This window comes from Lysinibacillus sp. NPDC097231, assembly GCF_044761885.1.
Classification (GTDB): Bacteria; Bacillota; Bacilli; order Bacillales_A; family Planococcaceae; genus Lysinibacillus.
Genome location: NZ_JBIWDH010000061.1, coordinates 1 through 11,751, shown reverse-complemented (window position 1 = coordinate 11,751; position 11,751 = coordinate 1). Strand labels below are relative to the sequence as shown.

Sequence of the window (11,751 nt, the reverse complement as noted above, 5' to 3'; positions counted from 1 at the left end):
CCCAACCATTATAAAGGCTTTTTTTGTGCTTAAATAATATTGCAGAAAATTCAGTTTTATATAAGGTGTTGAATTATTTTAATGCGACGCTAGTGTAATTATGTATGTTAAATAATTAAAAGTGATTCTTGGCGAAAAAATGCGTATTGCCTTGTCTAGCTGGTAACGATTTAGTATGTTTTCTCTTTTAACATAGTTTTGCTCCCTATGATATAAAAGCCATAAAAAGGCATGAACCAATTCTGAGCTGTAGCGTGTGAGAACGCTGCGGCTTTTTTTAATGTATAAGTAACCATAATTTACACACACTAATATAAAGTGTATTGTACACACTTTTAGGCTGCGGAGTTGGTTGACCGTCTCAGCTTAAGAGTGATGCAATGTTTTATACTATAATTTACATAAATTGTGTATTAGAGGTGCTTTAATTGACTACATTCGGAAAATGCTTATATATCGCTTTCTTTGTAACACTGTTTTTATTTACAACAGTTTGGAATTATTTCAGAAATGGTAATTGGGCTTTGCTTGAAAACTTTTTCTTTTCCTTTTGGGTAGCAAGTTTTTTATTCATGGCATTGCTACTTAGACACAAAAAAGATGAAACTGAAAAAAGCTAAAAACAGAAGCTGATTGTAATACATGAATAGCTATAAAAGACCGACTCGAAAGTGATTGATATTATCCCCTTTAATTTTACCTGAAGGGGATTTTTGTATTTGACCCTATCTCTTCATTCAAAAGTAGCGTACCATACAAAATTTATACAACAACGAAATCGATGGAAAAAGATTTGAAGCATCTTTCATTCAGATCAAAGATTCCTTTTGACATCGATAAAATATCATTAACACATGCCACTCTCGCAAAGGAAGCAACTCGATAATGCCTTCATTTGAATCGCTCTTCTCACTAATTTAAAATAAAATGTCTATATATTTATTTTTTGTAGTTGACTACTACGTAACGTAATACTTTATATTCTAGATATCAGGGGTGATTCTTAGTGAAAACAATCAAAGAAATTTCGAATTTAACCGGTGTAACAGTTAGAACGTTGCAATATTATGATAAGATTGATCTTTTGAAGCCTTCAAATCATACGATATCAGGATATCGTCAATATGATTCAGAGGCGCTAATTAAGCTACAGCAAATTCTACTCTATAAGGAATTGGGATTCTCTTTGAAAGAAATAAAGTTATTACTAAATGATCCTACTTCTGATTATCAAACAAACCTATCTAGACAACGTACTCTCTTGATGCATAAGAAAGAAGGACTTGAAAGTATGATTACCTTGATAGATTCGATTCTGAAAGGAGAAAAAGATATGGATTTTGAAGTATTTAAAAAAGCATTGGCAAATAAAATGCCTTCTGAAGTTAAAGACAAAGAACAAATTGCGAATCAACTTAGCTTTACAAATTATTCTTCCATAAAAGAAGTTTGGGGGGAAAAGGAATTTCTAGACCTACCAAGCTTATCAAAAGATGAATTTGATAAGTTTATGGAACAAAATGATATTTTATTAAAAGAGTTAGCACTAGAAAATGATGAGGTAAAGCAAATGCACATTATTAGTCATTGGATTAAACTGCATGAAAAAACATTCAATATCCGTAACCCTAAAGCCTTCGCAAAAATAACGTCTGATCTATATGGAAGCGATAAAAATGTAATCAATCAAGTAAATTCAAAATTCGGAACAAATTTCAATAGAATATTATCTAATTTGTTAGCTAAGTTTTAATGTTATACAAAAATGCGAGGAGCATTTTTTTGCTTCCTCGCCTTCTATAATGACAAAAATTTGATTGAATAACCCTCTCGTTAATCTAGGAATCTTTTTCATCTGTAAGTATTTTAAGAGCCCCAACTATCCCTACAAAAATAATTATGACCAACGAAAATTTAAGAATGAAAATATCAAAGATGAAACTTATGACAACGACAGGTAATCCGATCATAGCTACCATTGATGTAAATTTAGTATAACGGATAACTGTATCAGATAACGCTGGTTGTTCTTTGTACATCCACCTTTTACCAAACATTATACTTTCTTCAGGATTAACATAAGACCAAATTATCAAACCATATATGGGAATCAAAATAATAATAAAAATAATCTTTTCATCCATATAATCCCACCTTGCCATTTACCGCTATTTTACAATTACTTCATGATTTTTTCTTGTTATATAAGCTTACTCCGTTTGTTGAAAAAACAATATTTTTTTAGCAAACAAGCTCGTCTACTTCATCATCTGATTGCAAATGTTGTTTCTCGTCAGAAGATACAGGTTGATGCTAACTAAAACAGGTACTTATGTAGATTCCATGATTTATCGAGAACCATTTATCTTTAAATTACAGCGAAATTTTTAAGCACAGAACATTGCTCAAATCGGACTTTTCGATGCAAAGTTTGTATAAGTACGAATGATTGAGGAGATAATAGTTCTCTCCTTATCTTTGATGTTAATAGAAAAACGATTCGGTAATCATACTCGAATCGTTTTTCTATCTTAATCATCTTTTTTATTTTTCCGAACTTCTCTTAGATACATTAACATAAGAGTGATAGAGATTGTTAATAGCGCAAGGACTATGGCCATTTCCAATGTAGTATCAAACAATATTACCACCCTCCCTTTTGTTTATTAGCAAATTGTTTCAACAGCAGCGATACATCCTCCACCGCCGAAAATAATTCCGCAAGCGATTGCACAACCAGCCCCACCAAGAACATTAACGATCGCAGCTACACCACATAAGCCGTAACAAGCCCAAGACGTACCTGCAGCACATAATAATCCAACAGCCCAACTACAAACTGACATAGTTGAAATTTCTCCGGCTCTTTTTGTTAAGCTTTCCTCATGTTTTGTTAGGTATTGATCTAATGTGTACTCATTGTTTCCTTCTTCAATCATACCGTCTTTATTTATGTTTACGTTAAGGAAATCTTCGTCATTCATCGTCCAAGTAATATTCACTAATTCGCCTTTTATTACTTCATTAGCGAACATCTTTTGTTCTAATGGTACTTCTTGAGAACTAAAATCAACAAAATATGTTATAACTGATAAGCCGTCATTAGCATTTTCAACTTTGTAAGCTACAGTTGCTTGTTTTCTACCCTCAACTACATTAACTCCTAATAGTTTAACTTTACCATTATTATCTTTAATTGTTTGTGAAGTATTTTTGAATTTATCTGATTTTTCTACTACATTTACAGCTTGCGCTTGTTCTTGCTTTGTACCTGTAGATTCAGGTGTTTCAGTTTTTTTACCACAAGGTTCACAGTTACTAATGGCAGTCTGAGAAGAATCGACTAAAGGATTAGAATCTTGTGCGTTTACATTAATACTAGAAGTAGATAAATTGAACCCTAAGAAAACTACCAACGACAGAATAGCAATGAATTTTTTCATAATTTCCTCCTTATAATGATAAATTTTGTTTATACAAAAATTACAAAATAAAAAATTAGAAAAAACTAGGACTCTGCTATAGCATATTTCTTTCCCTCGAGTTAATAATATCCTATCATTTCCAACAATAGTGTTTCAATGGAAAATTCACGCCAATTTTTTGGCGGTCTTTCTTTTATTCCCGCAACTTTTTATCTGATATTTACTTGAATACGCCATTCTCCGCCACATACAACGCCATTTTTTGACGGTAATCTCAATGCATATTTGGCGTTTTCATCCCATACTTTAATCCCCCCGCCATATCACGCCATATACAACGCCATTTTTATGTAGGCTGTTTGAAGCAGTTTTCACAGCACAATAAAAAGCCTTACCATCAAGGATAAGACTCGTTTACTGTGGAAAATCTTTAATTGTCGATTGTTCACTTTAGAGCAATACGAAACTTTGAACTGACACAAATACTGAAAATAAAAATAACACGATTAGTAGCCATCCAAAAACTTTTCGCTCTTGTTGAAATTCTCTAATTCCCCAAATTAACATAAATAGTCCTAAAAAGAGTGTATTTAAAAAGGTCATCTGGTAATTCTTTGTGATAAGCCCATAAGCTGAGAGAGAGATTACTATGATTGTAAAAACAATTTGTAAAATTTTCAGCAAAACTTTCCTCTCCTCTTTTATTGAAATATTATTATTTTTCCAGCAAAGTTCAACGTGCCCTCTAGTTTAATAAAGGAAATACATTTATAATAGGTTCTTCATACGGATGAATGATATTTATAACATTTATGACTGCTTCTATTTTTGAATATAGACATCTAAATTCCATCTTACACTCAGTTCCGAATGAAATTTCCCCTATTTCTCCATCAAAAGGTACAGCCAAGAGGTCTCCAATACCCCTTTGTGACAGTGTAAGAAACGACATGGTCATAATTACCGACTGTTAAAACTCCTAATTTATTTAACTCATTTCTTACTTGTTCAATATATTCCTCTGGCAATAAGACTTCAACTTTTACAAATTTACTTTCCATTTGACACCTCTAAAATTTTTTTTTGGCTCCACACTATACATTACAAACTTGCTTGCATTTTAGACTCATCTTAAAGTGAAGCTCTGGGCATTATTACAACAAAATCTCACCTGCTGAACAATTTCATTTTCCTTATTAGTACATACTACAACTGAAAATAAAAGTCTTATATTTCGAATGCTTTTCAATTAGATTTACATATAGATCATAAATAACGACATTTGAAGGGTGTGCTATTATGTCACAAAGTTTCAAAATTGAATTACCAAAAGTTCTCTCAAATCTGGAAAACGCAAATTTTCAAGATATTTTTTATGAAGAAGAACCCTATTTATCAAATTGTATGATTGCTAATACAATTATAAATAAAGAGGTGATTGAAAAATTAGTTGTCTCTAAAGTTATTTTTAAAAATGTAACATTTATCGATGTTTCTTTTAGAAAAATTGATTTGACTGATGTCATTTTTGAAAACTGCGATTTATCTAATTCCAACCTAAGTGAAGGTATAATTCATAGGGTCACTTTCAAAAACTGCAAATTATTGGGGCTAAATTTATCTGAGGCTACCTTAGGAAACGTTTCATTTGAAAATTGTATTGCCAATTTGTGCAATTTTTCAGAGACTCGTTTAAAAAATGTACTATTTGATAACACCTCTCTACAAGGTGCGAACTATTATGATTGCTCACTTAGTAAGGTGAGATTTTATGAAAGTAATATTAATGAAGTTGATTTCTCTCAAACTTCATTAAAAGGAATTGATATTAGTACATGTAAATTTGAAAGACTAAATGTAACGTTAGAAAGTTTGCATGGTTGTGAAGTTTCAACCGAACAGGCTGTTGGCTTTGCTTCCTTATTGGGATTAATAGTTAAACCTTGAACTACCCCTACATTCGCTACGTTCAGAAGCGGGAGAATAGTACTATTACATAAAGTCCCCTAGAAAAGATTCTAGGGGACTTTTAAAAGCTCCATTAAACTGACACATCAATGGAGCCGCCGGATGTGCTGATATGACTTTGATTATTTTGACTTGCTGCTTTGAATGAGCGCCAGGCTTCTGTATAAATCGCATTAAATTCACTTTCACGAATATGTTCTTCTCGTGTACCGATTGCATGCCAACCATTATGGGGTGAATAGGTAGAAGTAATATTCCCCCTAGCATCCTTTATCTCTAAATAGCTCACATTTCCATGCTGCCTGAATGGTAATTGCCTTAACATTTGTGCTATCGAGCCTTTACGATCAGGTGATACTACAGATACAAAACTCTTCTTTAAAGTCCTATAAGAAGAATTATTATGCCCACCAAATTTATCATTTTCAAAATCTTTTTTTGCTTGTGCAATAATTGCTTCCTTATATTTTTCTTCACTCATCGCTGGAGCTGATTTTGTTGGCATCGCATTTATTCCTGAAAAACTCGGCATTGACATAGGTGTTACTTTATTTTCAACACCTAATAATTTTAAAGCATCACTACTTATAGTTGGAAATCGCATTTTGTACCTCCAATTATTATATATTCGTTGTGTATTTTGAAATTTGTTGTTCTTTTTCTTTTTGACCAGCTACGCCAGTGCTGAGAAATTTCTGCTGATTCTGTCTGTCATCGAATGATTTTAACATTTGAGTTGCTAATTTTTGTGTAATCATATCTTTTATGTCACCAGAAGAATCTTCTTTCTCTTCCTTCTTTGATAATTTCACTTCTCTAACAATTACTTTTTCACCATTCTCTTTCGTTACTATATGGCGTACATAACCATTCTCTTTTTTTATTTCGTATGTTGCTTTCTTTTTTTTGTTTCCAAAAAACAAATCCTCAGATAAACCATTAGATTCATCTTTTTTTAATGTACTAAAGTAATTACTACTCCCCAATTGAACATTCATTACACCACTCCTAATATTTCCATTGAATGCTATACATTTAGTATCGTCATAACAATTTACATATTTAAGTAATTTTTTAAAAGAGTGGTAGGTTCTGCCCTCTAATCTTCCCCTCAAAACATACAGATTTTCCTCATACTCACTATATAAAGACCGAACCCTGGCACCCATAGCTTCATTTAGCAACTCTCTTAGACTTCGCCATTTAGATCTTCTACTTTTATTTTTTGTCTCTCTAATTCGATTCTTTCAAATTCCAGTTCTAGTTCCCTATGCTTAATCAAATACTCTTTTTTTATTTGATAAACTTTAATGAAGCTCAGAATCGCAATAATAATAGCAAATATCAACATATAAAATTGTATATCCGAGAAATACATACAACACACCTCACATTCTATATATATCATACATTGATTTGGATATTATGTATAATAAAGTTAATAATTTATTCCAACATCCATAACGGTATCATTCTTACAAAATGATACAAAAGGAGTAACTTTTTGATATCAAGAAAACAACGAAATATATACAAAAAATATACTTAGTCTTCTCAAATAGAGAGAAATTAACCTACTATATCCTTCAATCGTCTCGTCTCCGAATAGTTGCTTCTGACTCGCAATCAACAACATCGTAAATAGCAGCATTAAATATGCCATTTGAAAAGCTCTACAAAAACCTACAATTTTATTATCTTTTATCCCAAGACTCTTTTTGTACTTACATTTATACCTTTTCTACTAAGTGTTCTTCATGTTTCAACCACCCTACAGATCCTTCTCTTCTATCTCATATTTAAGCAAACTTATTATTTATAAATTTTGCTAATGTGTATTATTGGTTTACCTTTTCCTCACTATGTAAATGATATGAAACATTAAATGTAAATTGATTCTCGTTCAAATCTGAGTTGTAGCGTGTGCGAACGCTGTGGCTTTTTTATGTTATAATTTAGTTAACAAAAATTAGGTGGTGTCTTAATGAATGGTGTTACTTACGTAGTTTTTACCTTTGCTATTGCAGCTTTAGTCGTTGCCCTTCTTAATGACATGAAGATCAAGAAATTAGAAAAACGCATCGAGGAGCTTGAAAGAAATAAGTGATTTCTTTTATTCATATCTGGATAATAGAGATGGTTTAATCACTCTATTATCCAAATTTGTATTAACCTACCTATGTTAAGTTAAGGGTCACTTCCAGCCCAGTGACCCATTTGGCGTAATAGTGAAATAAAAGTAGCATAATATTGCGTAGAAAAAGACTCGTTGATAAATAAAAGCATTTAATTTAGACCAGGAACTCGATTGTTTGAGCACTTTTTCAATTGTTTTACACGGTTTATAAAATTATAGTACAAATTCGATAGTGTTAGCTGTACGTTGTTATTGTTAGGTGAAACAATTGGAATGACGTTTTGCTAGGTACAATTTTAATTTTTAGTGGTGTTTTTATATTGATAAAAGACGAATAATGTATGTGAGAAGTGCGTTTCTATTTCATCAAGAGACGCACTTTCTTTCGATTGTGAATGGATTTTTTTGGGGCTATAATTGTCTAAAGAGAGATTTTTTAACTTTATTACACATATATTTTTTGATATTTAATAAATCCATGTTCATCAAATTCAAGATTTTTATATGTGACATCTTCTCGGATATATAAATGATAATACTTACTTGTTAAAAATTTCAAACAGTGCATTTCTATCAATTCATTTTCAATTTGTTTAAATATGTTTTCGTAAGCTTCACGAGACTGTCTTGTGAAAATTTGTTGTAAATTTACCAGCAATTTATGTTTAAATTCTTCATTTACAAAGGAGAGGATTGCTTTAGGTTTAGTTAAAAATGTATTTAAGATTGAAATGACATTGTGCTTTCCGGTTGTCATACTGCCGATGTATAAATCGATAGCCTCATCTAGAATTTCAATTTGTTGTAAATCCATACATTGTAAACGACTGGAAATTCCATAAGAGGCCAATTGCTTTTTGAGAATAAGTGCTTTTTCAAAGTGATTTGTTTTTATGTTAACTTGTTGATAACCAATTGTAATCATTGGGATATCAATTTTTAAAATTAAATCATTGGATATATTAGCTTCTTCTCTTTTTTCAAATTCAGAGAAAGCTTCGTCATCAATTAGATCGTATACCATTCTACGCATTTTTGGGCATTGCATAGGTCCAGATTTATTATTGAAAACAATATAATCTAGTTCTTTATTTTGTACTCTTATTTCTTTTTGATCAATGTGATTCGGATAAGGACAATAAGAAATTCCTAAGTCTATATTTTTATTAGAAAACAAGACATCTACACCATCAATATATGGTCTTGGTAAAAAATATCGTTCGAAAGTTTTTAACTGCACACGATATTTCGAATGTTCTTTTATCATAAATGGACCACATCCAATCATTCCATCTGGTTTACCTTTTTGTAGAATGACCGTACGAAATGAAGTTAATAATTCAGGTAAAACAGCGAAAGGTTTAGACAAAGTTAAAAGCAATTCATAGTTATGTATAATTTCAATTTTTTCCAGATCAAAATATGGTTTTGCTATGGGTTTAATTCGTTCCAACGAGTCCTTCACATCTGAAGCTAGAACTGGTTTTAAGTCATGGAAGAAAACACCTTTACGTAGTATAATTCGCCAATTTTTATGGTCATTTGTTTCGTAATGAAATACTAAATTCCCCTCTACTTCACCAGTTATTTCATTTTCTTTAAATAGTGTCTCATGAAGTTGTTTTATAAAATGCGCATCATAATTTGTGTCAGCTAGCAATGGATTTAGTGTTAAATTAGCGTGATAAAGTGGATAGCGAAATACGATGTCTGTATTCGGTTTATGCTGAATCCCATATTGCTGTTGCAGCCACAATTGTATTGTTGGGTCGTTCAACATTTGATGTTCACCAAGTAAAGTATAAGCTTCATCAAATTTTTCCTTAAGCCAATAACTTTTAAATATTTCAGAAATACAGTCATTTTTTGTTGTTAATAGAGTAAGAAATGGTTTTTTCCCTCGACCTCTCGACGTTTCCCATTTAATGATATTTTGTTGCTGAAGTTTTTGAATAATTTTTTTAGCATAGCGATTAGAACAATGCCAAATTTGCGCTAATTCCTCAATGCATGTTTTTTGGCGTGTATGTGGAGAGAAAAACAGAAATAGTTCAAGCTCATAATGCATAATATTTATCTCCTAAAAGGTGAATAATAAGTAAAATTTACGGCACTTTTTGTTCCTATTTTTCTACTATACACTAAATTTAAGGATAGAGAAAAAATTACAGAAAGAGAGTGCGAACGAATGACTTTTTTATATTTTATAGTAGGATATTGTGCATTATATTTAGTGATTTGGTTACATGAAGTAGGACATGGGATTGTCTATGCAAAATATAAGTGTAAGGATAATCCTTTTTATGTTCAGGTGCCATTTTATTTATTTTTCTCAACACCCATGCCTATCCATGAAAAAAGGGCCGAATCATTAAACAGCAAACAGTTCTTCCATGTTGGTATCGCTGGCATAATAGTTAATTTGATATTCGGAATCCCCATTTCGCTTGTGTTGTTATTGATTGACTATAATACTTCTATACTTGTTTTCTTTTTGTATTCTTTTGCCTTATTTCATTTAGTCGAAGCTGCAACTTATTTAACCATAAGTAATATTTTTTTATCTAGTGATATGATTGCCATACAAAATTTCAAACCAGGTTTAAGAGTACCTTTATTTATACTTGGAACATCTGTTATTGTTCTCATCGTAATCATGTTAATGAATAGTCCAGATAATTGGACAATAGGCTTTATTATTTCGATTATCATTTTAGTTTTAAGTATGGCAATAGGAAGATTGATTTTCAGTTTAAAAGCTAAAGTAAAATAGATGTATTGTGTGACGACGGTGCGGCTTTTTTTTATTAATTCTATTTCACAGGCAATTCACTATACAAACATAGCTATCACATCATATTAATAGTAATGTAAAGCTAATTTAGCCTTACACCTCCGAATCTTTTTACTAAGGGTCACTCCTATCCCAAGTGACCCTTTTTTATTGTCCTATCTCACAAAATAAATTTTTTAATGCCTATATAGCTGAATGGTTTAACACCCCACTCCTTTTCTACAGCTAACATATTATATATTGTAGAAAGGGGGTGTGTTTTATGGGATACTATGGTGGAAATGTTGGTGGCATTAATAATGGCTGCTATTACGGTGGCGGTTATGGTAATGGTTCACAATTCGCCTTAATTGTTGTTCTATTTATACTTCTAATTATTATCGGAGCTACTTTCATGCATAGAGAATATTAACATTTCCGATTTAAGGGTCGCCTCCCAGCTGGTGACCCTTTTATAGTTACTTTCCTCAAAGTGTTTCTATAGACTATAATGAATAAATGAATTGAAAATAAAAGACTACAATGTTTTTGGAGACTTATATTCGGATGTTTCTTTGAAAATACTACATGCATTTCCTACTTCAGAGGATATATTGAAAGCCAATAATGAAGTATTAGCAACTAAAATAAAAGAATTCTGTAATTCTCGTTCTTTACAATGGGCAAACAAACAGGCTGAAAAGCTAATGACTGCAGCAGCTCAAAACCCTTTTCAGAAGGCTTTATATTCTAGTCTTGCCCTAAGCTTAGATATGTATATTAATATGCTCTTTGAATATAAAAACATCTATCCATGCTTGAAAATGAGATAGATGCTTTATCAAAAAATATTGAAGAATCTAAGATTATCCGATCAATTCCCGGTATCGGAGAAAAAATCGCTGCCACGATTGTATCTGAAATTGGGGAAATTGAAAGGTTTAATCATCCTAAGAAACTAGTCGCATTTGCCGGTCTTGATCCATGTGTCTTATTTCATATTGATTTCCACAAGGATCTTCAAAATAAACTGCATAGTAAGTAGGGCTAATGGGAAATTGTTGAGGTCCAGAGGTAATTTTCCCGCCAATTTCTTTAATCAGTGTAGCAAGTCTATCAACTTCATCACGATTTTCTACCCAAAATCCAACTAGATTGCCGTTTGGTTTATGCAAAGGATCCTCAGGGATGGCAAAATAGGCTACACTTGGAAGGTTCCCATTGGCTGCAAACACCTTCCACTTATCACTATGGAATGTTTGATAAAAGCCTAATGCGGTAAAAAAACCCTCATAGAATGGCAAATTTTATTTACTCTAAGGTCAATGTGACTAAACGGGTTCATAACTTATCCCTCCCTCTATAAATGTTGATATATCAACGGTTTGACCCGTTTTTAAGAGTGATAAAAAATTTTTTTATCACAGTTTTTACATAGTCTTTTCTAG

12 protein-coding genes and 2 pseudogenes are annotated in these 11,751 nt (G+C 31.8%); 6 read left to right on the top strand and 8 right to left on the bottom strand.

Annotated features, from left to right (window positions below; all coding sequences use genetic code 11):
• The first annotated feature begins 1,006 nt into the window (after positions 1–1,006).
• Positions 1,007–1,753, top strand: coding sequence for a MerR family transcriptional regulator (locus ACIQXF_RS22570; RefSeq protein ID WP_402787958.1), 747 nt, complete (start codon positions 1,007–1,009; stop codon positions 1,751–1,753).
• An 85-nt stretch (positions 1,754–1,838) separates the two neighbouring features.
• Here the strand turns inward: ACIQXF_RS22570 and ACIQXF_RS22565 are convergent, their stop codons facing one another.
• The 4 genes and pseudogenes from ACIQXF_RS22565 to ACIQXF_RS22550 form a co-directional block, all read right to left on the bottom strand.
• On the bottom strand, positions 1,839–2,144 hold the full coding sequence (locus tag ACIQXF_RS22565; protein ID WP_402787955.1) for a hypothetical protein: 306 nt from the start codon (positions 2,142–2,144) through the stop codon (positions 1,839–1,841).
• A 522-nt stretch (positions 2,145–2,666) separates the two neighbouring features.
• On the bottom strand, positions 2,667–3,443 hold the full coding sequence (locus tag ACIQXF_RS22560) for a putative immunity/bacteriocin fusion bifunctional protein (RefSeq protein ID WP_402787952.1): 777 nt from the start codon (positions 3,441–3,443) through the stop codon (positions 2,667–2,669).
• A gap of 432 nt (positions 3,444–3,875) precedes the next feature.
• A complete protein-coding gene (locus ACIQXF_RS22555) occupies positions 3,876–4,028 on the bottom strand; it encodes a DUF3953 domain-containing protein (RefSeq protein WP_402787964.1) in 153 nt (50 codons plus the stop codon).
• 142 nt (positions 4,029–4,170) lie between these two features.
• Positions 4,171–4,486: pseudogene (locus tag ACIQXF_RS22550) on the bottom strand (cytochrome C biogenesis protein).
• A 238-nt stretch (positions 4,487–4,724) separates the two neighbouring features.
• Between ACIQXF_RS22550 and ACIQXF_RS22545 the strand changes: the two are divergent.
• Positions 4,725–5,372, top strand: coding sequence for a pentapeptide repeat-containing protein (locus ACIQXF_RS22545; RefSeq protein WP_402787949.1), 648 nt, complete (start codon positions 4,725–4,727; stop codon positions 5,370–5,372).
• Positions 5,373–5,466: 94 nt separating this feature from the next.
• On the opposite strand, the gene ACIQXF_RS22540 is transcribed toward ACIQXF_RS22545, so the two are convergent.
• Complete coding sequence (locus ACIQXF_RS22540) at positions 5,467–5,997, bottom strand: hypothetical protein (protein ID WP_402787946.1); 531 nt, start codon at positions 5,995–5,997, stop codon at positions 5,467–5,469.
• A gap of 16 nt (positions 5,998–6,013) precedes the next feature.
• Positions 6,014–6,391 (bottom strand): hypothetical protein, encoded by a 378-nt coding sequence (locus ACIQXF_RS22535; protein WP_402787943.1) that lies wholly within the window; start codon positions 6,389–6,391, stop codon positions 6,014–6,016.
• Between the two features lie 986 nt (positions 6,392–7,377).
• Here ACIQXF_RS22535 and ACIQXF_RS22530 point away from each other — a divergent pair.
• Positions 7,378–7,500: a hypothetical protein gene (locus tag ACIQXF_RS22530; RefSeq protein WP_402787941.1), complete on the top strand. Its 123-nt coding sequence runs from the start codon at positions 7,378–7,380 to the stop codon at positions 7,498–7,500.
• A 475-nt stretch (positions 7,501–7,975) separates the two neighbouring features.
• On the opposite strand, the gene ACIQXF_RS22525 is transcribed toward ACIQXF_RS22530, so the two are convergent.
• Complete coding sequence (locus ACIQXF_RS22525) at positions 7,976–9,598, bottom strand: ABC transporter substrate-binding protein (protein ID WP_402787938.1); 1,623 nt, start codon at positions 9,596–9,598, stop codon at positions 7,976–7,978.
• Positions 9,599–9,718: 120 nt separating this feature from the next.
• Here ACIQXF_RS22525 and ACIQXF_RS22520 point away from each other — a divergent pair, with 120 nt between their 5' ends.
• The 3 genes and pseudogenes from ACIQXF_RS22520 to ACIQXF_RS22510 form a co-directional block, all read left to right on the top strand.
• Positions 9,719–10,303, top strand: a complete 585-nt coding sequence (locus ACIQXF_RS22520) for a hypothetical protein (RefSeq protein WP_402787935.1) — start codon at positions 9,719–9,721, stop codon at positions 10,301–10,303.
• A gap of 283 nt (positions 10,304–10,586) precedes the next feature.
• On the top strand, positions 10,587–10,736 hold the full coding sequence (locus ACIQXF_RS22515) for a YjcZ family sporulation protein (protein WP_402780674.1): 150 nt from the start codon (positions 10,587–10,589) through the stop codon (positions 10,734–10,736).
• A gap of 112 nt (positions 10,737–10,848) precedes the next feature.
• Positions 10,849–11,288 (top strand): annotated as a pseudogene (locus ACIQXF_RS22510) (transposase); the annotation flags it as partial.
• Here the strand turns inward: ACIQXF_RS22510 and ACIQXF_RS22505 are convergent.
• Positions 11,254–11,538 carry a VOC family protein gene (locus ACIQXF_RS22505; protein ID WP_402787961.1) on the bottom strand — a complete coding sequence of 95 codons (285 nt, stop codon included), beginning with the start codon at positions 11,536–11,538 and terminating at the stop codon, positions 11,254–11,256. The pseudogene ACIQXF_RS22510 and the gene ACIQXF_RS22505 overlap by 35 nt on opposite strands.
• Positions 11,539–11,751: the final 213 nt, after the last annotated feature.

What these genes read in the sequence shown, in the direction of transcription:
- ACIQXF_RS22545 (WP_402787949.1), top strand. Translation starts at nt 4,725, where the DNA reads ATGTCACAAAGTTTCAAAATTGAATTACCAAAAGTTCTCTCAAATCTG.
- ACIQXF_RS22530 (WP_402787941.1), top strand. Translation starts at nt 7,378, where the DNA reads ATGAATGGTGTTACTTACGTAGTTTTTACCTTTGCTATTGCAGCTTTA.
- ACIQXF_RS22520 (WP_402787935.1), top strand. Translation starts at nt 9,719, where the DNA reads ATGACTTTTTTATATTTTATAGTAGGATATTGTGCATTATATTTAGTG.
- ACIQXF_RS22515 (WP_402780674.1), top strand. Translation starts at nt 10,587, where the DNA reads ATGGGATACTATGGTGGAAATGTTGGTGGCATTAATAATGGCTGCTAT.
- ACIQXF_RS22555 (WP_402787964.1), bottom strand. Translation starts at nt 4,028, where the DNA reads ATGACCTTTTTAAATACACTCTTTTTAGGACTATTTATGTTAATTTGG.
- ACIQXF_RS22525 (WP_402787938.1), bottom strand. Translation starts at nt 9,598, where the DNA reads ATGCATTATGAGCTTGAACTATTTCTGTTTTTCTCTCCACATACACGC.
- ACIQXF_RS22540 (WP_402787946.1), bottom strand. Translation starts at nt 5,997, where the DNA reads ATGCGATTTCCAACTATAAGTAGTGATGCTTTAAAATTATTAGGTGTT.
- ACIQXF_RS22565 (WP_402787955.1), bottom strand. Translation starts at nt 2,144, where the DNA reads ATGGATGAAAAGATTATTTTTATTATTATTTTGATTCCCATATATGGT.
- ACIQXF_RS22560 (WP_402787952.1), bottom strand. Translation starts at nt 3,443, where the DNA reads ATGAAAAAATTCATTGCTATTCTGTCGTTGGTAGTTTTCTTAGGGTTC.
- ACIQXF_RS22535 (WP_402787943.1), bottom strand. Translation starts at nt 6,391, where the DNA reads ATGAATGTTCAATTGGGGAGTAGTAATTACTTTAGTACATTAAAAAAA.